The 20497-nt window shown below is 43.5% G+C and carries 29 protein-coding genes; 23 read left to right on the top strand and 6 right to left on the bottom strand.

All coding sequences use genetic code 11. From position 1 onward, the window contains the following. Positions 1-40: 40 nt before the first annotated feature. Positions 41-535 carry a hypothetical protein gene (locus tag SLH55_RS01710; RefSeq protein ID WP_320322380.1) on the bottom strand — a complete coding sequence of 165 codons (495 nt, stop codon included), beginning with the start codon at positions 533-535 and terminating at the stop codon, positions 41-43. 89 nt (positions 536-624) lie between these two features. Between SLH55_RS01710 and SLH55_RS01705 the strand changes: the two genes are divergently transcribed. The 8 genes from SLH55_RS01705 (at position 625) to SLH55_RS01670 (ending at position 4821) form a co-directional block, all read left to right on the top strand. Beyond that, on the top strand, positions 625-1068 hold the full coding sequence (locus SLH55_RS01705; RefSeq protein WP_219166703.1) for a pyridoxamine 5'-phosphate oxidase family protein: 444 nt from the start codon (positions 625-627) through the stop codon (positions 1066-1068). 33 nt (positions 1069-1101) lie between these two features. Then, entirely contained in the window at positions 1102-1629 is a 528-nt protein-coding gene (locus SLH55_RS01700; protein ID WP_219166704.1) for a chloramphenicol phosphotransferase CPT family protein, read from the top strand. Between the two features lie 22 nt (positions 1630-1651). Next, positions 1652-1987 carry a hypothetical protein gene (locus SLH55_RS01695; protein WP_320322379.1) on the top strand — a complete coding sequence of 112 codons (336 nt, stop codon included), beginning with the start codon at positions 1652-1654 and terminating at the stop codon, positions 1985-1987. A 32-nt stretch (positions 1988-2019) separates the two neighbouring features. Further along, on the top strand, positions 2020-2205 hold the full coding sequence (locus tag SLH55_RS01690; RefSeq protein WP_320322378.1) for a hypothetical protein: 186 nt from the start codon (positions 2020-2022) through the stop codon (positions 2203-2205). Between the two features lie 138 nt (positions 2206-2343). Further along, positions 2344-2856: a hypothetical protein gene (locus tag SLH55_RS01685; protein ID WP_320322377.1), complete on the top strand. Its 513-nt coding sequence runs from the start codon at positions 2344-2346 to the stop codon at positions 2854-2856. A 10-nt stretch (positions 2857-2866) separates the two neighbouring features. Next, positions 2867-3409, top strand: a complete 543-nt coding sequence (locus SLH55_RS01680) for an RNA polymerase sigma factor (protein WP_320322376.1) — start codon at positions 2867-2869, stop codon at positions 3407-3409. After that, complete coding sequence (locus SLH55_RS01675) at positions 3396-4088, top strand: hypothetical protein (protein ID WP_320322375.1); 693 nt, start codon at positions 3396-3398, stop codon at positions 4086-4088. Before SLH55_RS01680 ends, SLH55_RS01675 begins: the two co-directional genes overlap by 14 nt. 280 nt (positions 4089-4368) lie before the next feature. Then, complete coding sequence (locus tag SLH55_RS01670; protein WP_219166710.1) at positions 4369-4821, top strand: GNAT family N-acetyltransferase; 453 nt, start codon at positions 4369-4371, stop codon at positions 4819-4821. Positions 4822-4864: 43 nt separating this feature from the next. On the opposite strand, the gene SLH55_RS01665 is transcribed toward SLH55_RS01670, so the two are convergent. Beyond that, positions 4865-5830 (bottom strand): quinone oxidoreductase, encoded by a 966-nt coding sequence (locus SLH55_RS01665; protein ID WP_320322374.1) that lies wholly within the window; start codon positions 5828-5830, stop codon positions 4865-4867. A gap of 368 nt (positions 5831-6198) precedes the next feature. Between SLH55_RS01665 and SLH55_RS01660 the strand changes: the two genes are divergently transcribed. The 15 genes from SLH55_RS01660 to SLH55_RS01590 all read left to right on the top strand — a co-directional run bounded on the left by SLH55_RS01660 (position 6199) and on the right by SLH55_RS01590 (position 17632). After that, the gene (locus tag SLH55_RS01660) at positions 6199-7404 is read left to right on the top strand and encodes an MFS transporter (RefSeq protein WP_320322373.1); all 1206 of its coding nucleotides are present in this window, start codon (positions 6199-6201) and stop codon (positions 7402-7404) included. 13 nt (positions 7405-7417) lie between these two features. Continuing rightward, positions 7418-7576 (top strand): hypothetical protein, encoded by a 159-nt coding sequence (locus tag SLH55_RS01655; protein WP_320322372.1) that lies wholly within the window; start codon positions 7418-7420, stop codon positions 7574-7576. Continuing rightward, on the top strand, positions 7554-8513 hold the full coding sequence (locus tag SLH55_RS01650) for an LLM class oxidoreductase (RefSeq protein WP_320322371.1): 960 nt from the start codon (positions 7554-7556) through the stop codon (positions 8511-8513). Before SLH55_RS01655 ends, SLH55_RS01650 begins: the two co-directional genes overlap by 23 nt. Before the next feature lie 152 nt (positions 8514-8665). Further along, complete coding sequence (locus SLH55_RS01645) at positions 8666-9067, top strand: cytidine deaminase (RefSeq protein ID WP_320322370.1); 402 nt, start codon at positions 8666-8668, stop codon at positions 9065-9067. 85 nt (positions 9068-9152) lie between these two features. Next, positions 9153-9974 (top strand): lipid II flippase Amj family protein, encoded by an 822-nt coding sequence (locus SLH55_RS01640; protein ID WP_320322369.1) that lies wholly within the window; start codon positions 9153-9155, stop codon positions 9972-9974. A gap of 13 nt (positions 9975-9987) precedes the next feature. Beyond that, on the top strand, positions 9988-10407 hold the full coding sequence (locus SLH55_RS01635; protein WP_320322368.1) for a hypothetical protein: 420 nt from the start codon (positions 9988-9990) through the stop codon (positions 10405-10407). 58 nt (positions 10408-10465) lie between these two features. Next, positions 10466-10939, top strand: coding sequence for a hypothetical protein (locus tag SLH55_RS01630; protein ID WP_320322367.1), 474 nt, complete (start codon positions 10466-10468; stop codon positions 10937-10939). 21 nt (positions 10940-10960) lie between these two features. Beyond that, positions 10961-11989: a DUF4362 domain-containing protein gene (locus SLH55_RS01625; protein WP_320322366.1), complete on the top strand. Its 1029-nt coding sequence runs from the start codon at positions 10961-10963 to the stop codon at positions 11987-11989. A gap of 50 nt (positions 11990-12039) precedes the next feature. Further along, the gene (locus tag SLH55_RS01620; RefSeq protein WP_320322365.1) at positions 12040-12672 is read left to right on the top strand and encodes a DUF7010 family protein; all 633 of its coding nucleotides are present in this window, start codon (positions 12040-12042) and stop codon (positions 12670-12672) included. 246 nt (positions 12673-12918) lie between these two features. Continuing rightward, entirely contained in the window at positions 12919-14133 is a 1215-nt protein-coding gene (locus tag SLH55_RS01615; protein ID WP_320322364.1) for an MFS transporter, read from the top strand. A gap of 56 nt (positions 14134-14189) precedes the next feature. Then, positions 14190-15038 carry an alpha/beta hydrolase gene (locus SLH55_RS01610; RefSeq protein WP_320322363.1) on the top strand — a complete coding sequence of 283 codons (849 nt, stop codon included), beginning with the start codon at positions 14190-14192 and terminating at the stop codon, positions 15036-15038. A gap of 11 nt (positions 15039-15049) precedes the next feature. Next, on the top strand, positions 15050-15898 hold the full coding sequence (locus SLH55_RS01605) for an aminoglycoside phosphotransferase family protein (protein ID WP_320322362.1): 849 nt from the start codon (positions 15050-15052) through the stop codon (positions 15896-15898). Next, a complete protein-coding gene (locus SLH55_RS01600; protein WP_320322361.1) occupies positions 15895-16362 on the top strand; it encodes a GNAT family N-acetyltransferase in 468 nt (155 codons plus the stop codon). Before SLH55_RS01605 ends, SLH55_RS01600 begins: the two co-directional genes overlap by 4 nt. Before the next feature lie 11 nt (positions 16363-16373). Next, a complete protein-coding gene (locus SLH55_RS01595) occupies positions 16374-16787 on the top strand; it encodes a GNAT family N-acetyltransferase (RefSeq protein WP_320322360.1) in 414 nt (137 codons plus the stop codon). A gap of 2 nt (positions 16788-16789) precedes the next feature. Next, a complete protein-coding gene (locus tag SLH55_RS01590; RefSeq protein ID WP_320322359.1) occupies positions 16790-17632 on the top strand; it encodes an alpha/beta hydrolase in 843 nt (280 codons plus the stop codon). Between the two features lie 47 nt (positions 17633-17679). On the opposite strand, the gene SLH55_RS01585 is transcribed toward SLH55_RS01590, so the two are convergent. The 4 genes from SLH55_RS01585 to SLH55_RS01570 form a co-directional block, all read right to left on the bottom strand. Beyond that, the gene (locus tag SLH55_RS01585; protein ID WP_320322358.1) at positions 17680-18696 is read right to left on the bottom strand and encodes a DUF4179 domain-containing protein; all 1017 of its coding nucleotides are present in this window, start codon (positions 18694-18696) and stop codon (positions 17680-17682) included. Then, a complete protein-coding gene (locus SLH55_RS01580; protein WP_320322357.1) occupies positions 18693-19256 on the bottom strand; it encodes a sigma-70 family RNA polymerase sigma factor in 564 nt (187 codons plus the stop codon). The genes SLH55_RS01585 and SLH55_RS01580 overlap by 4 nt, the downstream gene beginning before the upstream one ends. 373 nt (positions 19257-19629) lie before the next feature. Continuing rightward, entirely contained in the window at positions 19630-20136 is a 507-nt protein-coding gene (gene ytrI / locus SLH55_RS01575; RefSeq protein ID WP_219166724.1) for a sporulation membrane protein YtrI, read from the bottom strand. Beyond that, the gene (locus SLH55_RS01570; protein WP_034756917.1) at positions 20133-20468 is read right to left on the bottom strand and encodes a YtrH family sporulation protein; all 336 of its coding nucleotides are present in this window, start codon (positions 20466-20468) and stop codon (positions 20133-20135) included. Before SLH55_RS01570 ends, ytrI begins: the two co-directional genes overlap by 4 nt. Positions 20469-20497: the final 29 nt, after the last annotated feature.

Raw genomic sequence — 20497 nt, 5'->3', positions numbered from 1 at the left:
GTTAGAAGTTCCCTTTTAGTACCAGTCAACTGTCTTTCCTTCATGGTTTGAGTTGTTCCAACAATCCACCATCATCCATATTTCGAATGGTTACAATCTTCCCTTTTTCATTGAGATTCATTCTTGCCTTGACGGTCGCGGTGTTCGTTTCACCATTCTTGCTGTATTCCACTTTGACCGCAAACTCATAAGCAAGATCTTCATCCTTTTGAATATCAATATTGGTTGGTTTCATTTGATATCCGTTCTCGAAAGCCATTCTTTGAAATACCAGTATGTGGTTGGCATTCAACATATCCTCCCAATCCATCACGAGAGGCTTATAGTTCTCTTCTACATACTCTTTGAGCTCAGGTGGAAAGGCGCCATCTTGTTCAAATGCAGCTTTCAGTTCATCATCAGGTCCGGTGAATTCGCTTTTCAGAAAGGTTTGGATGGTTTCCACATTTTCATCCTTTTCCTTAGGTGCACTGCATCCAGCGACCAATGCCAACAATGTCGTTAAAATGAATAATTTCATAGCCAGTTTTTTCATTTGCTGATTCCCCCTTTATCTACTTTACGGACAGCGATGGAAAATGTTTCAATTTAATGAGAAGCTCCATGCGGAGAGGATGAAACGTATTGAACATTATCACAGGTAAAAGACACTTTAATCTAGATGAATTTTTAAAGAAACCTTTATTTGCACACCTTTCAACTTTATCAAAAGAAGGTCCAAGAGAATCACCGGTATGGTTCTATTGGGAAAACGAACACATTTATATCATTGGGACGCCTCCTTCAGACAGTTTTCCTGGAAGAATCAAAGAGAACCCCTCGTGTGCCATCGGTATCGTAGATCTCGACCATACAACCGGAAAAGTACTTCATGCAGGGTTCAGAGGGAAAGCCACGGTAGAACCATTTGATCAGAAGATTGGTAAGAAATTGCTTGAACGTTACCTAGGACCGGATGAAGAAAGATGGGATTCGAGATTTCAAGGTTTGGGGAACAGTAATGTCCTGATTAAATTCGTTCCTGAGACAGTGGTGGTCAGGGATCAGTCTTTTGCACCGAGTATTTGACTTTGGCTCTGCTACTTGAAAGGGGGAATACCCATGACCAACATCATCATCCTAAATGGAGGCTCAAGCTCCGGCAAAACAACGCTGGCGAAATATCTGCAAAAGGCCTTATCCGATCCATGGCTGCGATTCAGCATCGATGATCTAATCCAATCTATGCCTGAATCGATGTTAAAGAAAGACAGCGGTATCAAGTTCGATGAAGACGGCTCGGTCACTCCGGGTACGGAATTTCAAGAACTGGAGACTGCCTGGATGCACGGTATCGGAGAAATGGCCCGAAGAGGTGCCCGCATCATCATTGACGATGTTTTCTTAAGCGGAGTGAAAGGGCGTCAAAAATGGGAGACTGCCCTGGAAGGAACGCAGGTGTTCTGGGTCGGTGTATTCTGTGATCCGACCGTCGCGGCTGCCCGTGAGAAAGAACGGAGGGACCGTATTGGAGGAATGGCTTTATCACAGGCTGCGATTGTGCATGAAGGGATGAATTATGACGTGAAGGTAGATACATCCAGTTCAACGGCTGAAGGATGTATCCAATTGATTATTCAAAACATGTAAGCTGATTAAAGGTGGAATGGTGTTGTCAAAAAAGAGAATGGTTGTTTTAGGAATTATAGTATTCATCCTATTATTTGCTGTCATGGATTATACTTCTCCCACTAGTGAAGAAATGGAACAATGGATGTTGGATGAAAATGACATAGTTTGTACAAAAGATGGAGGGGTTAATTACTGTGAAAAAGACAATCAAGCCGTCTGGAGACGGTCCGGCCATTTTAGAAACGTTGGATTTTTTTCTTCATACGAGAGGAATTATGAGTATGATACGGGAGAACAACTGACCTATAGAACTTTTGGCTTTTTGGGCAAGATCATCCCGATGGAAGATGGTCGGGTTTGGAAAATAGTTAATTAACCTAAGATTAATATACTTCTGGAGGAAAAATCATGAACCATGTATCTAAAGGTATCCTATTTGTTTTGGGAGGAGTTATCTTCTTGCTTTTATCATTTATTCTGCCTCTCCCGACGCCACTGTGGGCTGTCATCCTGAGTGCAAGCATTGTGCTAAACTGCACGGGGACAGTGTTTCTGGTCAGATTCGTTAAGAGCTCTGAAGGTGAGAAAGAGTAGAATAGAAGAGATTCATTAAGAGCTTCACCCTTTTCATAGAGTGAGGCTCTTTATTTTTGAAAAAAATGGAATGATCATCGAACCCTTTTGTTCGTTTGCTGGTAATAGTAGTGAATGATAAATAAATGGGGGATAGAGATGATTCATAATAGGGTTCTAGTGTTACTTGGATTACTGGCCTTGATTCTTAGTGGCTGTGCTGCCTCAAAAAAAGACGGAGAAATTGCAGGGGATGTGAAGACGGTCGGCAATACGGTTTCAGTTAATGGCACCAGCACATTAGAAGAAGGTTCAGAGATTAAGGTAGAGTTGAGGGACATTGAAACGGATTCCGTTCTAGAGGAAACCATTGTAAAAGTGAATGGGGACCATACTTACGGTGCGAATTTTTCAAGGGACAAAAGGGATGAGGATCAAAAATTAGTTGTGACGTTTAATCCAGAAGAACAACCTGCCAATATACAAAAGATATACGGGCGTAAAGGTGAAAATATCCGAGACGGATCTCCGGGTTTGGTGAAAGACGGGGAATTTAACCGCATTCAAATGTTCGATTATATTTATAAAGTTGTAAAAGGGAGTGTAGGGCAAAGGACGATTCTGCTCGATTCCTTTCATATCCCGAGCGATATCAATAGTGGAGGGGAGTGAAGTTTGTCCATTGTTTATTGAAGAGTCAAAAGCAGAAGAGATTTTTAGAAAGTATAGGGATTATGTGTATCGAACAGCTTTGCTATTAACGAAATTAAGAAGTTTAGCCGATGATATCACCCAAGAGACGTTTATTCGATTGTACAGCCATTATGACAGATTTGACGATTCAAGACCAATGAAACCATGGATTTACACCATTACCTTGAATGTGACGAAGACGTTCATGAAGAAACAAAGAATCGTCAACTGTTTCTCGTTCTTTTCGGATGACATTGCCAATGATCAGGTCAATTCAGTAGAACAGAGCTTCTTGAAATCAGATGAGTTGATGGAATTGTGGAAGGCCGTTCACTCTCTTTCATGGAAAAGTAAGGAGATCATTGTTTTACACTTTTACTCAGAGTTCACGTTGAGAGAATGTTCCCAGATTCTAGGGATTCCTTTGGGCACAGCGAAATCCAGGTTAAATACGGCTCTTAAGCAATTAAGACGTCTTGAATTGCAGGGGGAATTTGACTTAACGAAGGCGGGATTATATGAAGAAGGATAAGGTGAAGAAGTTATTTGATCATGTAGTGGATAATGAACAATCGGCGGTGGAATTCCAAACGGTATGGAGAAAGGCACATAAAAGGAACTGGACAAGACGACTCTTCCAATCAGCCGGACCTAATGTAGCAATACTCATGATTATATTGGTTCTCACCCCACTTGCAGGCTTTTATCTCATCAATTCTGAACACTCTTCACATTCAGCTCAGTCAACGTCCAAACTGAGTGATGGTGATTATGACATATCTGGGAAAGTGTACAATTTCCCTAACCAAATCGTCATAAAGGGGGAAACTGGATTACCGGAAGGGGCCATACTCACGATTGAGCATTTTATGAGAGATGGACAAACGCTGATCAGTAAAGATAAAGTTACAACGAATTCAGATGGGTATTTCCAATATGCGACTGACCGTCTTGAAAGAGATAAGGAATATATCGTCAAAGTCATGCTCTATCCCCATTTACAAAACGATTCGATTAAAGAACGAATTGGTAGCAAGGGAGAGAATTTGAAAAAGATAGAGAAAGAAGAACATATCTTTCAATACCATAGTAAACAAGATAAGTATACAGGTTTAAGGTTGATGGGGCTTGTGAATAAAATAGAGGATACGACGCAACAAGTATCAGCGGAATTTCTAATAAGCGAGCAAGAGTTTGAGGCTGTTCATTGACCCGGTTCCCCCACTTGTTGGTTTAAAGGATTGAGCCATGAACACCACCCTGAATCAATTAGATGATTTTCAACAAAAAAATAGCTTACCCACAAAACAGGTAAGCCCAAAAAGGAATTTTTCAATTTACTAAGGGGTCCTAGCTTAAACCACTATCTTCAAGATGAAGAATATATACTTAGTATACTATGTAATTTAGGCGAGTAAAGGGGTTATGCTTAGATGAATATTTTTTCTTCCCCTGTTGTGGTGCCAACCATATATTTAAGGAGGTATAGATATGATCATCAGAAAACAAAATCCAGATGAAACACTTCCAATGGAGCTGCTTCTTTTGGCAGATCCTTCAGAGAAGATTGTAAAGGAATACACTTCAAGGGGAGAATGCTATGTAGCGGAGCATGATCAGCGAATTATAGGAGTATATGTACTGCTCCCAACAAGACCTGAAACCATCGAGCTCGTGAATGTGGCTGTGGCAGAAGAGAGGCATGGCCAGGGAATTGGGAAACAGCTGGTCATGGATGCAGTGAAGGTGGCCAGTGAGAGAGGGTACAAAACCATCGAAGTGGGTACCGGTAACTCCGGCGTCGGTCAATTGGCCCTTTATCAGAAGTGTGGATTCAGGATTGTTGGGGTGGATGTGGACTTTTTCGTGAGGCATTATCCTGAAGAAATCTTTGAGAATGGGATCCAGTGCAGGGATATGATTCGGTTGGCACAGGATTTATAAAAGACCCAATCCCGTTTAGGGACTGGGTCTTTTATTGATTCCATTAAGGAATTAATAATATCTTACCGGTACTCCTTCTGCTTTCCAAATACTCATGTGCTTTTGCACCCTCGCTTAAAGGAAAGACCGTCGGTTCAGAAACCTTCAATTTTCCTTCCTGAATCCATCCGAATAATTCTTGTGAGCGGTTCACCCGTTCTTCGTGGGACGTCAATACATTCCATAAGTCCCCGCCTGTCAGGGTTTTTGAAGTGTCCATCAGCATCCTTGGATCAACAGAAACAGGATCTCCTCCCGCCATACCGAAGAAGACGACCGTCCCTCCGATGCGGGTTGATTCGAACGTGTCCATCAACGTTGAACCAACTGATTCGTATGCGACGTCCACGCCTTTACCATCTGTTACATCCTGTACGTTCTGTTTCCAATCTTCACTGTATAAAAACATGTGGTCAGCTCCCACCGCAAGTGCGGACTGCCTTTTTTCTTCCGAAGACGTTAATCCGATGACGGTGCCGCCCAATATCTTGATGATTTGGACAAGGAGCTGTCCGACCCCGCCTGCTGCAGCATGGACCAAAACAGTATCGCCTGCTTTTATGCTGTAACTGTCTTTCGTTAAGTAATGGGCCGTCAAGCCCTGCAGTAGAAGGGAGGCAGCTGTTTCAAACGAAATATCGTTTGGAAGAGGTATGGCTTTCTCTTTAGGTACGGCCACAAGTTCAGCATTTGCATAAGGTACATCGGCAAAAGCGATGCGGTCGCCAGGCTCAATTCCTGTGACATTGCTTCCGGCACGTTTGACAATCCCAGTCCCTTCATAACCGCATATGTATGGCGGGTTTCCTGCTAAGTGATAATTTCCTTTTCTTCTATATACATCGGCGAAATTCAGACCGATTGCCTTCATTTCAACTAAAACGTCATCCGGTCCGATTTCGGGAGCTTCAATCTCCTGGACATGCAGGACATCAGGTCCACCGAATGTTTCAAATACAAGTGCTTTCATCATCTACTCTCCTCTATCACATCATTCCTTTTTTAGTGTAACCACTTCCTCATCATTTGACCAGGAAAGAGCTTACCATGCATAGGTACTTCCAGGTGCCTATGCCACTTCAAAGTGCGTTCTTCCCAAAAAGTTAGCGATCCTTCATAATTCAGTTTAGCTTTTCAAACAGTACCTGCCGAATTTCGCAGAAGGGGTTTGAAAGGAATATAGGCACTTAGGAGTACCTAGGTTACAAAAAAGTACCTACACGACTTTAAAGTGCGTACTTCTCACGAATAGTTGTACCCATTATCATAATGTGTACAGAGGAACGGAAGGCGCCTTCGTTTCTCAAATCACAAACATTTTAAGGAGGAAGTTTCGTTATGAGTTCAACTTCAGCTACTATAAATCAGTCAAAAACGAAAGGTGGCACACCGGCGTTACTTGCCCTTGCCATCAGTGCTTTTGGAATCGGGACGACAGAATTTGTACCCGTTGGATTATTATCATCGATTGCTGATGATTTATCGATATCGATCACACTTGCAGGATTATTGATTTCAGGTTATGCCATTGGAGTCGCCATCGGAGCACCGGTGTTGACGGCATTGACCAATAAGATGAGCCGAAAATCGCTGCTTATGTCCTTGATGCTCTTATTCATTGTAGGAAACTCGGTTGCGGCCATGTCCACAAGCTTTGGATTGTTGCTTGTTGCCCGTTTTATCACAGCATTTTCACACGGGATCTTCTTCTCAATCGGATCAACGATTGCGGCCGATCTCGTGCCTGCCCATAAACGGGCCAGTGCGATTGCCTTCATGTTCACGGGATTGACGGTTGCGACCGTGACAGGGGTACCACTTGGAACATTCATCGGACAGGCCTTCGGATGGAGAGCCACATTCTGGGGAGTTGCTCTCCTTGGTATTGTCGGAATTATTGCCAGTTCCATCCTTGTGCCGAAGAACTTGAAAGAAGCACCACCAGCCAAGTTCAGTGAACAATTGAAAATTTTAACGAACGGTCGATTATTACTAGCCTTTGCCATCACAGCCCTTGGGTATGGCGGAACGTTCGTCGCGTTCACATATTTAACGCCGTTATTACAAGACGTAACAGGATTCAGTGCGAAATGGGTAAGTATCATCCTACTTGTATACGGAATTGCCGTTGCAATCGGAAATGTTGTCGGGGGGAAAGCATCTGACAAAAGCCCATTAAAAGCGTTATTCTGGATGTTTGTTCTGCAAGCCATCATTCTAGTAGCTCTTACATTTGCAGCACCATTTAAAGTGGCGGGACTTATCGCGATTTTCCTAATGGGATTATTCGCCTTCATGAATGTGCCGGGACTGCAGATCCTTGTTGTGAATCTTGCCGAAAAGTATGTTCCGTCAGCGGTCAATGTCGCATCTGCCCTGAACATCGCCGCATTCAACGTGGGGATTGCCATCGGTTCATTCGTAGGAGGACTTATCGTGGATGGAATCGGTTTGATTCATACGCCGTGGATCGGTGCCATCATGGTGGCAGGAGCTGTGCTATTAACAGCGTGGCTGCGAGGCATCGAACGAAAGTCAGCCTAAAGGAGACGGTAGAATGGTTCAGGTTTGGAAGGAAAGAGCGAACCGACGCAATAAACATCGAGCTATTGAAAAAGCTGTTATCATTACGATCTTGACCGGAGCGGCACTATTCGCCGTCTCAAGTCAAATGAAGAAAGGGAGAGGGAGAGATGAATCCATTTGCACATCATAAGTCGTATAACCGTATGTACAAAGAGGGAGAATTGACGCTGGGTCTTCACATTCCCCTTGAGAATTATCAATTTGAAACTCCTACGATGGAGAAGCAGGTGGAGCTTGCCCAATTGTCAGAAAAACTGGGTTTCACGAGCCTGTGGTTCAGGGATGTTCTCCTGGAGGATCCAAACTTCGGAGATCCTGCTGTCGGACAGATTTATGACATGATGATTTACTTGACCTACCTTGCCAGTCAAACCAAGGATATTGCCCTCGGAACGGCTGCCGCGGTACTGCCGCTTCGACATCCGCTTCGGGTGGCAAAGGAAATCGCCACGATTGATCAACTGTTCCCGGGCAGGGTCCTTCTTGGGGTATCATCCGGCGATCGCCGGGCAGACTTTGCCGCAATGGGGGCATCTCATCCGGACCGTGGTCAGAAGTTCGTGGAAGCTTATCACTATCTGCAGGAAGCTCTGTACAAGGAGTTCCCTCACATAGAGTCATCGAGGGGGAATATCCGGGATGCCAATCTTGTACCAAAACCGACGACGCGCATCCCAACCTTCATCACAGGATATGCCCAACAGGACATGAAGTGGTTTGCCGAACACGGGGATGGCTGGATGTACTATCCGCGCAGTCCTCATGACCAGGAAGTGACGATCCAGCGCTGGAGAAGCCTGGTAAAAGTGTACCATCCTGGTGTCTTCAAGCCATTCAGCCAGCCGATGCATCTGGACCTTGCAGAGGATCCGAATGAAATCCCAAGACCGATCCGTCTGGGATTCCGGATCGGCCGGAACTATCTGATTGAATTATTAAATATCTACAAGCAGGCCGGAGTCAATCACCTCTTCTTTGCCCTGTTTGACAGTCAGCGACCGGCTGATGAAGTCATTCAGGAGCTTGGGGAGGAAGTGGTTCCTTATTTTCCGGCGGTTCAGGGATGAGTGAATAGAGTGAGGCCCCAAGTCATTAAACTTCATGGCTTGGGGCCTTTTGGTGTTCATAATTATCATGGGCTTTCTCCTGGATTCATCTGGTAATTTGTAAAGCTCCCCGGTAGTATTAAATTCATAGTATTGATAATGGGGGACAACTAATGAATATTGAACAATTATTATTCAATGCAGCAGTAGCATTAATAGAAAAAAGATATACAACTGGCTGGGGAGGTGCCGCGGCCATGTATACCAAAAGCGGTGATATCCTGACCAGCGTTTCCCCGGAAATCATCAATGCTTCCTCAGAACTTTGCATTGAAACCGGGGCAATATTGGAGGCACATAAACTGGATACGGAAGTGACTCATTCGATTTGTGTCGTACGGGATGATGAAAACTCAGAATACAAAGTTCTTACGCCTTGTGGGATTTGCCAGGAGAGGCTTTTCTATTGGGGAGAGAATGTGAAAGTGGGTATTTATCATCCAAAAGGTGATCTTCAATTTAAGACGTTGAAAGAAGTTCAGCCGTATCATTGGTATAAGGCTTATAGAAATTAACGAATTAAAGGAACATTTCAAAAATACGAAATGTTCCTTTTTTAAAATGCTATAATGGGATTGGATAAAAAAGGGAGTTGTCATCTTGGAATTCATATCGTTACCGGTTATCTCGATTGCACTATTCATTTTAATCATACATAGCATTGAAACACTCGCTTATGCGGTCAGGTTATCCGGTGCAAGGGTGAAGTTGATCGCTTCAGGCCTTTCCCTGTTTAATATGATGGTGATTGTTTCACGGATGTCGAATATGATGCAGCAGCCTTTTACAGGGGGGCTTACCGATGCTGCACCTGAGGGCCGTAAATTAGAAGTGGTGGAAGAGCAGTTCAGGGTGCTGATCGGTGCGTCTACTTTAGGGACAATCTTAGGCATTGTGTTATTGCCCACCTTTGTTGCTTTGTTTTCAAGGGGGATTATCCATCTTTCAGAGCAGGGAGGTTCCGTGCCGAGATTAATTAAGCTCGGGTTTCAGAATGACCTTTATAAACGGGGGATTCACCATATTGCCAAGCCGGGCCGTAGATATTTGAAGGGAATCAATTTCAGGAGGATCCCAAAGAGGCTGTTTTTTATCAATATGGTCATTACAGCGGTCTACACAATTGGCGTTCTTTCAGCGCTTTATGCAGCACTCATCGTACCTGATCGACCAGGCAGTGCGACCATGGCTTCGGGATTGATCAATGGGGTTGCAACGATCTTATTGACGCTGTTTATTGACCCGAAGATATCCGTACTGGCAGATGACGTAGCAACTGGAAAGGGACATTATCAAGAGCTGAAAGGTCTCTCCATCATGATGGTTATCTCCAGATTGTTCGGGACGCTGCTCGCTCAATTGATCTTTATTCCTGGTGCTTATTATATTGCCTGGATGTCTCAGTTTTTTGTGATGAACTAAGGAGGGGATTTTTTTGTCTGGAAGTACATATTTTTATGGATTGGCGGTGCTTATCCTTCTTTTTTTAATTCCTTTTCTAATTATTAGGGACCTGAAAAAAGGAAGAAGACTTTCTGCCATATTTACTTCCCATGTTATGATGTTGGTCTTGCTCTTTGTGGCATTAGGGGAAGTATTGAAGGTTTTTCTGACTGAATCTTCTATGGAGTATTATAATCAGATTTTCTTCCTTGGTATGATCATATTCATCGTTCTGCCGTTGGTCCTACTATTCTTTTACACTATAAAAAATGACCGTAGGAAGTGGAAGGACCCTAATGAATATAAGTACACTTGGCTTTTCAAATTCAGATACTTTTTAATGGCTGCTGTTGGTGTGTTATTCCTCGGGGCTTTGTTTCGGTTTTACCTGATTTTTATCGTTCTGTTTTAATGATTGTTATTTCGTTTGTCATGGTATTCTATACACTTTTGCCATTAGGAGGCTGTTTATGGAGTTAAATCAAAACGATTGGAAAAAAGACCGGATCGCGTCTGCCCATGCTGGCCAAAATCCCATGATCCTGGCCAAGATGCAAAGTGGATTTGCCGTAATGGGGGATACCCAGTTTTTGCCCGGGTATTGCGTCTTGCTGCCAACAGTTGAAGTGAGTTCTTTGAACGAACTTGATATGAAACAGAGAAGTGAATATTTACTTGATATGAGCATAGTCGGAGATGTCATCACAGAAGTATGTCATCCGAAACGAATCAATTATTCGATTTACGGGAATACAGATACTTTTTTACATACTCACATTTTTCCTAGATACGAGTGGGAAGGGGAAAAGTATATAACCAAACCTGTATGGACCTATTCAGAGGATCATTGGATCAATGGTGATTATTTGTATTCGGAGGAGAACCATTTGATGTTAAGAAAGAAACTCATGGAGTGTTTTCAGGAAAAGGGATATAAGATTTAGAGTTTCAAAGGGGGAAATACAGTGGTGAAACAAAAATGGCTATGGATGCTTGGGGTTATTCTCGTTCTTCTCACAGGATGTCAAGACAGTGATCAGGCAGCGAAACCTATTGACGATTCCGAGTTGAATCCAGATGTGGTGAATATGCATGGCGGGATATCAGGATTGGATAAAATGGAGAACTACTATCAGCAAGTAGAAAAACAGAAAGAAGGAGATTTGAGAGTCGTATCCTATACGATCGAGGGAGATCCCATAATCACGGATTTAGCTTACGATGGGAAGAAAATCAATGTGACACACGACTATACAAGAGACCAATATGGTAATGGTGAGGTTGATACCTTTCAATGCGGAAAACTGAAACGGGAAGAGAATCCTACCAATCTTTCATATTATCTGACAGATTGTGAAGGGGTAAAGGGGGGAATCTGGGGGGTTCTGGAGACTTCTTATGACGTCAACCGCCAGGATGTGTTTGAGGTGGAGTTAAGGTACGGCCCCAAAGAAGGAGAAAAACAAACAATCGAATTGAACGATGAGGATAAGCAGGAGGTCTACAAGCAGTTGGTGCTGGTAAATTATTTACAGTCCAAGCCTACAAGTGATGATTGTCCTAAAGGAAAACAGGTGGATAACTATTTGATGAAAGTGAAGATCAATGGGGGGAATCACACGCTTAACTGGAATGCCTGCGGATCTCATGAAAGCTCCAAGCCGTTCACTGATATTGCAGAGTACATCATCCATGCCTCCCAACATCCTGAGAAAAGCAACGAAAATGAAAATGTCGTCTATGGTTACATCATAGAGGTGAAAGAAAATCAGATCCTGATTGGAGAAGATTTGACGGCTGCCGATTTAGTGTCGCTGGAAAAGGTAAAAGAGGAAGATTTATCGAATTTAAACATTACCTTTTTATATGTAGAAACGGAAGATGCCAAAGAATTTTCGGAGGGAGACAAAATAGTTATGAAAGTCGATGAGGTGTTGGAGGAAGGTTCTCCTGGAAGAGTCGTGGCCAGTGATATTAAGAAGATAACTGAATAGATATGGTTAATGATTGAACTTCCAATGAAACTCGAAAAGGAGTGTACTTGATGGTACATACAGTTTCTAAAGGTGATCTGCGTGGAACGGCTTCGGGTGTTTTATTCATGGCGTTTTTCGGTACATTATGGGCGTATACAGGTGTCATGGGACTGCAGGGATGGGGAAGTCCCTGGTTATTAACTGTTGCTATAGCAATCGGAATGTTGTTGGCCGTCGGAGGTTTCTCTCTGATTTCAGCATCGAGGGATTTTCCACAAGGGACATCCATCCGCAGCGGGAGTGATGGCAGGAAAATGAGAGTGTGGTTTAATACCATTTTCGCCGCGGAGGGGATAGCGATTGGAATTGCCATTGGTGTGTGCAATGCTGTCGGACACCCGGAATATATCCCGATCATCATTGCCTTGATCGTCGGCCTTCATTTTCTGCCATTGGCACGGCTTTTCCGAGTCAGGATTTATTATTACACGGGCATTTTACTATGTGTAGTTCCTGTTGTCACCTGGCTTATCGTTCCTGAAACGTTGTCATTGAGCGGACATCAGCTCAATGCTTATATGACTGTTGTCGGTCTGGGATCTGCGCTGATTCTATGGGTGACGAGCATTGCCATTTGGATGACAGGGAGAAGGTTGATCGGGCTTGCCTCTGATCAGGTGACAAATGATTTAACACTCTAAAGTAAACCATTCCTGCATGTGGAGAAGAACATCCGCCTGCAGGGATGGTTATTTATTTTAGGTTGAAGATTCGAAATATTTATGAAATAATTACCAATACTAGTATAAGAAAGGAAAGAAGCTATGATTCTCATACGTTTTCAAAATCCATTCGATCATTAGAACTCATTCATTGTGTGGAAACCGCCTTAAGGTTAGCGGATAACAACGGGTTATTTGCTTATCATTAAAGGAGGATTTTCATATATGAATAAACAATTAATGATTCTGTTGACAGGCAGGATCATCACCAATTTTGCAGACAGCTTTTACATGATTGCGACGATTTGGTACGTGAAATCGACTACGTCTTCGCCTTTGTTAATCGGCTTGACAAGTGCAGTGGCCATTCTGCCCGTCACCATTCAATTTCTATACGGTCCCATTATTGACCGATTTTCAAAGAAGAAGATTCTTTATGTCGCCATGCTCGGGCAGGGAGTGCTGGTCAGCGCCATTTCTGTCTTGTATTATACGAATCTCTTATGGCTGCCACTGTTATTCACATTGATGTTTGTGGCCCTTTCGTTATCGGAATGCACGTATCCGACTGAAAGTGCCCTCATTGAGAGCCTGACTCCCCGTGAACAGCTTACAAAAGTGAACTCGATTTTCGCCTTTTCTTATCAAACCCTCGATATCATATGTGATGCTGTATCGGGGATCTTGATCGCATTTGTTGGGTTGGGTTTGATTTATGTGACGAATAGCGTCTTATTGATCGGGACGGGAATGCTGTTTTTATTCTATCTAAGCGTCCCAAGGTCGAAAAAGGAAACGGAAGTACGAACCGTCCGTTTCATCAAGCAGTACAAGGAAGATTTCAAAGAAGGATTTCAGGTCGTGAAAGGACGTCAAACGCTTCTAAGTATGGTATTCGGCATTATCGTTATGAATGTGATGGCGACGATGGGGATGGCTATGCTTCCGGTCATTTCCGAATCTTCTGCGGAATACGGATTCTGGTTGACGGCCATGTCTTTAGGTACTCTGACAGGGACCGCCTTATCCAGTAAGGTAGAGAAAATAGCGCTAAATCGCATTCTGCCGCTACTGTCTCTTTGGTCTGGCTTATGTTGGGTGCTGGCGTTTACCTTGAAGGACTTGTCGATCATGCCTTACCTATTGTTTGGTTTATCATGGATGGGGATCGGCATCATCGGGATTTATGTGCAAACGTTGATTCAGGTCAATCTTCCAAAAGGATATATAGGAATCGGTTTTGCCTTCATTTCGTCGCTGCTAGGGTCACTGAGTCCCTTAGGGTTTCTGCTCGGCGGTGTGATCGGAGAGTTCACTTCCGGAAGATTCCTCTTGGTGATATCAGGTGTAGGTTACCTGATCTTTGCCTTGTACTTCAGGGTGAATCCTCTGTTGAGAAATCTGAACAAGCCTTTAAGCGTTCGATTTGAAGAATCGTGATCCATCAGGTTTCCCATTTCGGGAAGCCTTTTTTACAGGTGAAAAGGGGTGTAAGGATGAAAGGATGGGAAAGAAAGTTACTGCATACATCACGAGCCGTATTTGAAATATTCATGAAGGGAGAGGGAGATCCTCTATGTGTCACCCACCATTATTCCGAGTTTAATAGGACGGGCGACTATTTCGCAGAGGCGTTCACAGGAACCAACCAGGTCTTCTTGATCAACTTAAGGGAAGCAGGTGGATCTGACAAAGCAAATGCATCTTATCAGCTAAGCATGCTGGAAACGATATATGATTTGGAGGCTGTTAGAGAAGCATTGGGGTTTCGTCATTGGGGATTTGCCGGACATTCTACCGGAGGGATGTTAGGAATCGTTTACGGAATTCACTTCTCAAATAGTCTGGATTTCACCGTGATTGTCGGAGGAGCTGCGAGAGAGTATATGACCTTCTCGGAGGACTGCATATACAACGAAGCACACCCTGATTTTAGCAGGATGCAGGATTTGATTGAAGCGTTGAAGCAACCGGATTTATCCCTTGATAAGAGAAAAGAGCTTTCAGTAGAAAGAACGAAATTATCATTACATCGTCCTGAGAAATATCATGAGCTTTTTTCCCTGGGTATACATAAAGGGATGTCTGCGGCACGCATGAACTTTTTCATCCGTGAGCTGCAAGTATTTGATGTGACGAGAAAATTGGAGTTTATATCAGTCCCCACCCTGATCATGTGCGGCAGATTCGATGTTCAGTGCCCTTTGAAGTATTCAATCGAAATGGCTGAGGGTATACCAGATTCCAGATTGGTTATCTTCGAGGGGAGTAATCATTATCCGTTCCTTGAGGAAGCAGTCCGGTTTAGGGATGAGTATGAATTGTTTTTATATGAAAGAAAATAGGAGGAGCACATATGGTTTCAACTTATGAAAAAAGAATAAAAGAAGTATACCCGGAGTTAATGATCACTCTCAGCGAAATGAATGAAATCGGTCAGAATAATGATGTACTCATCGTGAATCGTTCCCTTGTGTTCAGATTTTCGAAGTACATGGAGGGAATTAGGAAGCTAAAGCATGAAACGAGCGTATTGGAAGGATTTCAGGGGAACGTTGGGTTAGCTGTCCCGTATCCTTTATATCAATCGCTGGAAACGGAAGAAGTGGGGAAAGTGTTCACGGGATACGAGTTGATTGAGGGTGAGCCCATGTGGCCAGAATCATTTAAAGAAAATGAGAACTACCATGAAAAAATCGCCTCCCAATTGGCAGGTTTTTTGTTGGAGTTGCATTCCCAGCCTGTTGATGATGGTGAGATTGATATCCGGGGTTCAATAGAGGATTTATACGAGCGATTCAAGGAAAACCTTTTCCCTTATATGAATGAAAAAGCCAGGCTTGATGTATGCCATCATTTTGATTCGTTCCTATCGAAAAATGAATTGCTGGATTTTCAGCCGGTCCTCATTCATGGAGACTTTGGATCATCGAATATTTTATGGGATGCGAAACGATATGAAGTGACCGGGATCATTGATTTTGGTGAAGCGGGAGTGGGTGATCCTGCTTATGATTTCGCAGGTCTGTTATCCAGTTATGGGGAACACTTCGTCCGCATGTGCCTGAACATGTATCCGAATGGGGATCACATATTTGACAGAATCAATTTCTATCGAGGTACATTTGCTCTGCAGGAAGCGTTGCATGGAGTAGAAAATGATGATCCGGAAGCATTTGAGAATGGGATGAAGGGATACAAATGATGACATTCGAAGAGAATCATCTCAGTAAATGGAAGGTCGAGCATGAAGTCATGAACTCACATCCAGCCTACAATCTTTTATCAAAAAATAGAGAGGTCATTGGTTATGAGGAGATTTGTGCAGAGTATGAAGAATCTGAAAAGCTGGGTACGATTCGACTGCTTATCAAGAAAGATAGTACATACATAGGGCTGGTCGATTACTGTTTATGCAACCCAAAAGATCAATGTCCCTGGATCAGTTTGTTTGTCATTCATAAGGAGTTTCAGAAGACAGGTTATGCGTTGGAAGCCTACCGACAGTTTGAACAGCTGATCAGGAATGAAAATCAGTCTAGACTGCGTCTAGCTGTGCATATTGAAAATGTAAAAGGTCTCAGGTTTTGGAGCAAGCTTGGCTTTGAGCGTTATAAGAAAGTAGAGTACGAGGGGATGCTGCACGACTGTTTGGAAAGAATGTTGTGAGGGGGCGGATTATGGAGGAAATCAGAGATCGATCCATGCACCGGGAAGTCAGGACATTATTATCCTTTGCGACTTCTGAAGAGAGAGTAGAAGGAGAATATGATTTATACATTCAATCGGCTAATCGAAGGCTTTTCGGTTTTACGGCCGGGGTTGATCTGATTGGATGCATAGGGGTTGAATTCCTGGATGGTAATCGGTGTGAAGTGAAGCATATCGCCGTGATGCCGGAATACAGGGGAAAGGGCATTGGCAATAGAATGGTAGATTATATCACCAATCTTTCTTCTTGTTCTTGTATAACGGCTGAAACGGATCGGGATGCCGTGTTGTTTTATAAGAAAATAGGGTTTGAGATTTTGAGTTTAGGTGAGAAGTATGTTGGGGTGGATAGGTTTAGGTGTGTAAGGTTTATGGAGGGATGAACATGAGGGAATTGATAGTAACGGTAGGCGGCCACAGCTTTACAACTTATGAAATAGGTGACAAACACTTACCCACTCTAGTATGTCTCCACGGAATGACAGGGGACTCCAAAAGTTTTATAGAACTCACAGGATATCTCCGCAACGATTTTCATCTCATTCTATTGGACCTTCCCGGACACGGTGAAACAAAGCCCCTTCCCCACGAAGAGGACTATCTGTTTACCACACTTGCCAAACGGATAATGGGTGTCATCAGACGGGCAGCGTCTAAACCAGTATATGTACTGGGTCATTCCTGGGGAGCAGACCTGTCATTGCATATGGCAAAGCAATTTCCGGAACAAATTGAGGGTCTTATTTTAATAGATGGAGGGTATGTTTTCCCGGAAATGGTTGCGGGATACACTAGGGGAAAAGCTCTTAGGGACTGGGAGGACTACATTGATTCGAGCGCATATGAGACTTGGAATGATGTGGTGAAGACCTATTGTGAGTACACGACTAGGCAATGGAATCCGCAACTTGATGAGATCATTTCTTCAAACTTTGTGAAAGAGGATGACCATTTTCAGTTGAAAGCTGACAGGAAGAGTCTATTGGCAACGATCAAAGCGTTTTATCATGAACCATGTTCGACAACGTATCAATCGATTGAGTGCCCTGTTTTATTTTTTCATGCAACAGTCCCTTCCTCAGATCGCTCACGTCAGAACGGAATCGGGAAACTGCTGGGGGCAATTAAAGATGTGAAAGTGGTTGGAATTGATCATACCAAACATAACGTACATTGGGATTGTCCTGACCGGGTAGGGAGAGAGATACAAAATTGGATGAAATCATAACTCCCCTATTAAAGTCCGGATTTCAACTTGAATAAGGGAGGAATTGATTATTTTAAATCGATGACGATTGGTTCAAGTTCGATTTCCGAGTGACCTTTCCCATACATCAGGCTGGCGATTTCCACGGGGTTGATGATGAGCTGAGTGGCATCTTCCTGGATGGTACCAAAAGAAGTCGTTCCTTCAAATGTTTTACCGCCATCCGCTGAAAATCCGCTGCCACCCGTTCCATCCAGGTAAACATGACCCAAATCATCTGTCACGGTGAAGGCAGGTGTTACTTCGGACCACTCATCGAGAAGTTTGTCTGACACTGCCTGCTCGTAGGCGATGACCGTAGAAACATCGGTAAGCTCAACGGATTTTAACGTGAAGTGAATATCATCCGTCTGAACGGTTTCGTTTACGAGCCTGACATCTCCATTCACTCGTTGTAATGAAAAGTCGAAGGACCAGTCTCCATCCACCTTTACGTCATTGGACAGGCTGGAAAGCGTTTGGGGTTCCCAAGTGATTTCCACTTTATCCGGATAGTCACCGCCTTTAAAGCTCGGGGTGATGGTCGATATACCGACGTAGCGGTTATCACTGATCTTCGTGATTTCACTGCTTCCGCCGCTTCCGTTCGATCCGACGATGTCAAACCAATTGGCGCCGATGTTCATGCTTTCCCCAAAGTCTTTATCCGTTTCAATCGCATAGGAGACCGTAATATTCGTGCCGTCATACACGGCGTTGTCGATCAGTACGGTCACCCCGTTACTCGTTTCTGCCAGACCGATATCTGTGGAGAACTCGTCAAACTTTTTATATGTCTCGTCATTGCTGAAATATTGTATGACATCATCCATGAAAGGGACCTGCGATGCCAGGGAAGGGTAGGCATAACCAGCAGCAGTGGAGATTCCGATCAACATTACGGATGCCACCGCGATATTCCTCCATATATGCTTCTTTTCCCGTTTCTTCAGTACATGCTGTTTGACTCGCTTTTTTTCCAACTCCGTCACTTCTTCAAGTTCAAGTGAATCGATATCCAACTCCAACCATTCCTTCATGCTCATACAAGCCGCTCCTTTAACTTTATGGTGGTCGCTAATTTTTTCTTTCCACGGTATAAACGGTTATCCACCGCTGCTTTCGAAAGGTTTAACTGATCCGCAATTTCCATATTGGTCAGCTCCAGGTAATACTTCATCATGAAGATGTTCCGGTCCAGCTCTTCCAGCCCACTGATCGCTGATAATAATTCGTTTTTTTCTTCCCGGCGCAATACGGATACATCGGTTCCAGGCGTACCTGATTTTGCAAGGAGGGATTCGTCGTGCTGTTCACGGGCATTCCGTTTCTCAGCCTGTCGGTAACGGTCGATTGCTTTATACTTGGCTATCATTCCAATCCATTTTTTGAAATCCTCTTTCTCGCCTTTAAATTGATGGGCATTCTGCCAGACTGTGAGGAAAACATCGTTGATACATTCATCCACATCCAGACGATTTCGATTGTGTAGAATTTTTGTAGCAATGGTTTTCACAAGTGGCATGTAAGCGTCGATTATATACTCCAATGCATCCTCTTTTTTCTTTTTTAACCTGGTAATGAAATTGGTCGGTGAACTTTTCATTGAATTCGCTCCTTATATGGTTGAAAGGCCTTTACATGATGTACAACGAATGGAAGTGGAAATTATTCTCAAGTTAAATGGGATTTTTTTGATTAATTTTAGTATACAATGAAGATGGAATAGTTGTTGGGTTATGGATAATTATGTAAAAATACGCAATTGTCAATGGGAATGACGCAATCAAGGTCGGTTTTGACGTAATTATCAAAAAAATGACGCAATAAATTTAATTATGACGCAATCCCGATGGAAAATGACGCAATCACCACACGAACCTAGGATGATGGCCCATCACTAAGCCACTCAGCAAGGCTGAATGAACCGAAATATCTAAAAAAAAGAACCCGCCACCCGGCAGGTCCACCCAATCAATCTAATCCTCCTCATATTTCAACTCCAATGTAATCTGCGTCGTCGTAAAAAAGTACATTTCCTTCACTTTCAATCGAAAGTTCTTATCATTCAGCTTAACGGTTTTATTTTCAATGATTTTCTTGATGAGCTCCTTATTTCCGTATACCGTTTCAAGGTCCTTGGTCAGAAGGCTCCGCAAGTCTTCGCTCAGTTTGTCCTCGGTTTCATGGATACCCAGCAGTTCAACCTTCGTCTTGGTTGTATTAATGATCTTGATTTTGACTTCCTGGATCACGAGTTCATTTTCGTTTTCCTGATTCAATTGTTTATATTCTTCCTGTAAATAGGACAGGGTGTTCTTCAATTTACTGATGTCATTTTTCTGCTCTTCTATCTTCAGGGCCTGTTTTTCGTGCATGGTGCCGAACATGAAGAGAAAGATCATCCAGCTGATGATGCCTCCAACGACCATTCCGGCGAAGAACCGCTGCCAGGAGGGGAGCCGGTAGAAAGGGGGAATCCTCATGACGGCATATGTTCCTGTGTCAGCCAGGTAATGATCATGGCAGCCGTGTTAGCTCCGCCGAGGGCAGAGAGGATCCACAGGAATTGTTTGAAGAGCTCTTTCGTTTCCCCGTTCAGGAAGCCTTTTTCAAAGCTGTAGACTGTATCGAATGTGCCGCCGATCGCTGCGATGATGGCCCAGATGCGCAGGAAATCGGATAGTCGTCTCATTTCAATGAATAGAGGTTGCCCCATGGCGAAAGAGGCCAATCCTCCGAGCAGTGATCCTCCAAGCAGTACACCCATAGCAATAAAGAAGCTTTTGAATAATTCCGGAAAGAAAGCTTCTGCCATTTCATCATCTCCATCTATTACGTGTCTTT

Origin of the sequence: Rossellomorea sp. YZS02 (assembly GCF_033963925.1) — a bacterium.
In the GTDB taxonomy this organism is placed as follows: domain Bacteria; phylum Bacillota; class Bacilli; order Bacillales; family Bacillaceae_B; genus Rossellomorea.
The sequence above is the reverse complement of the archived record's forward strand: the minus strand, read 5'-3'. Positions and strand labels throughout refer to the sequence as shown.

Coding starts and splice junctions, on each gene's coding strand:
- ytrI (WP_219166724.1), bottom strand. CDS start 20,136: ATGAGGATTCCCCCTTTCTACCGGCTCCCCTCCTGGCAGCGGTTCTTC.
- SLH55_RS01655 (WP_320322372.1), top strand. CDS start 7,418: ATGGTTCAGGTTTGGAAGGAAAGAGCGAACCGACGCAATAAACATCGA.
- SLH55_RS01615 (WP_320322364.1), top strand. CDS start 12,919: ATGAATAAACAATTAATGATTCTGTTGACAGGCAGGATCATCACCAAT.
- SLH55_RS01595 (WP_320322360.1), top strand. CDS start 16,374: ATGGAGGAAATCAGAGATCGATCCATGCACCGGGAAGTCAGGACATTA.
- SLH55_RS01605 (WP_320322362.1), top strand. CDS start 15,050: ATGGTTTCAACTTATGAAAAAAGAATAAAAGAAGTATACCCGGAGTTA.
- SLH55_RS01570 (WP_034756917.1), bottom strand. CDS start 20,468: ATGGCAGAAGCTTTCTTTCCGGAATTATTCAAAAGCTTCTTTATTGCT.
- SLH55_RS01665 (WP_320322374.1), bottom strand. CDS start 5,830: ATGAAAGCACTTGTATTTGAAACATTCGGTGGACCTGATGTCCTGCAT.
- SLH55_RS01600 (WP_320322361.1), top strand. CDS start 15,895: ATGATGACATTCGAAGAGAATCATCTCAGTAAATGGAAGGTCGAGCAT.
- SLH55_RS01585 (WP_320322358.1), bottom strand. CDS start 18,696: ATGAGCATGAAGGAATGGTTGGAGTTGGATATCGATTCACTTGAACTT.
- SLH55_RS01620 (WP_320322365.1), top strand. CDS start 12,040: ATGGTACATACAGTTTCTAAAGGTGATCTGCGTGGAACGGCTTCGGGT.
- SLH55_RS01630 (WP_320322367.1), top strand. CDS start 10,466: ATGGAGTTAAATCAAAACGATTGGAAAAAAGACCGGATCGCGTCTGCC.
- SLH55_RS01685 (WP_320322377.1), top strand. CDS start 2,344: ATGATTCATAATAGGGTTCTAGTGTTACTTGGATTACTGGCCTTGATT.
- SLH55_RS01660 (WP_320322373.1), top strand. CDS start 6,199: ATGAGTTCAACTTCAGCTACTATAAATCAGTCAAAAACGAAAGGTGGC.
- SLH55_RS01710 (WP_320322380.1), bottom strand. CDS start 535: ATGAAAAAACTGGCTATGAAATTATTCATTTTAACGACATTGTTGGCA.
- SLH55_RS01650 (WP_320322371.1), top strand. CDS start 7,554: ATGAATCCATTTGCACATCATAAGTCGTATAACCGTATGTACAAAGAG.
- SLH55_RS01645 (WP_320322370.1), top strand. CDS start 8,666: ATGAATATTGAACAATTATTATTCAATGCAGCAGTAGCATTAATAGAA.
- SLH55_RS01580 (WP_320322357.1), bottom strand. CDS start 19,256: ATGAAAAGTTCACCGACCAATTTCATTACCAGGTTAAAAAAGAAAAAA.
- SLH55_RS01610 (WP_320322363.1), top strand. CDS start 14,190: ATGAAAGGATGGGAAAGAAAGTTACTGCATACATCACGAGCCGTATTT.
- SLH55_RS01675 (WP_320322375.1), top strand. CDS start 3,396: ATGAAGAAGGATAAGGTGAAGAAGTTATTTGATCATGTAGTGGATAAT.
- SLH55_RS01700 (WP_219166704.1), top strand. CDS start 1,102: ATGACCAACATCATCATCCTAAATGGAGGCTCAAGCTCCGGCAAAACA.
- SLH55_RS01670 (WP_219166710.1), top strand. CDS start 4,369: ATGATCATCAGAAAACAAAATCCAGATGAAACACTTCCAATGGAGCTG.
- SLH55_RS01590 (WP_320322359.1), top strand. CDS start 16,790: ATGAGGGAATTGATAGTAACGGTAGGCGGCCACAGCTTTACAACTTAT.
- SLH55_RS01690 (WP_320322378.1), top strand. CDS start 2,020: ATGAACCATGTATCTAAAGGTATCCTATTTGTTTTGGGAGGAGTTATC.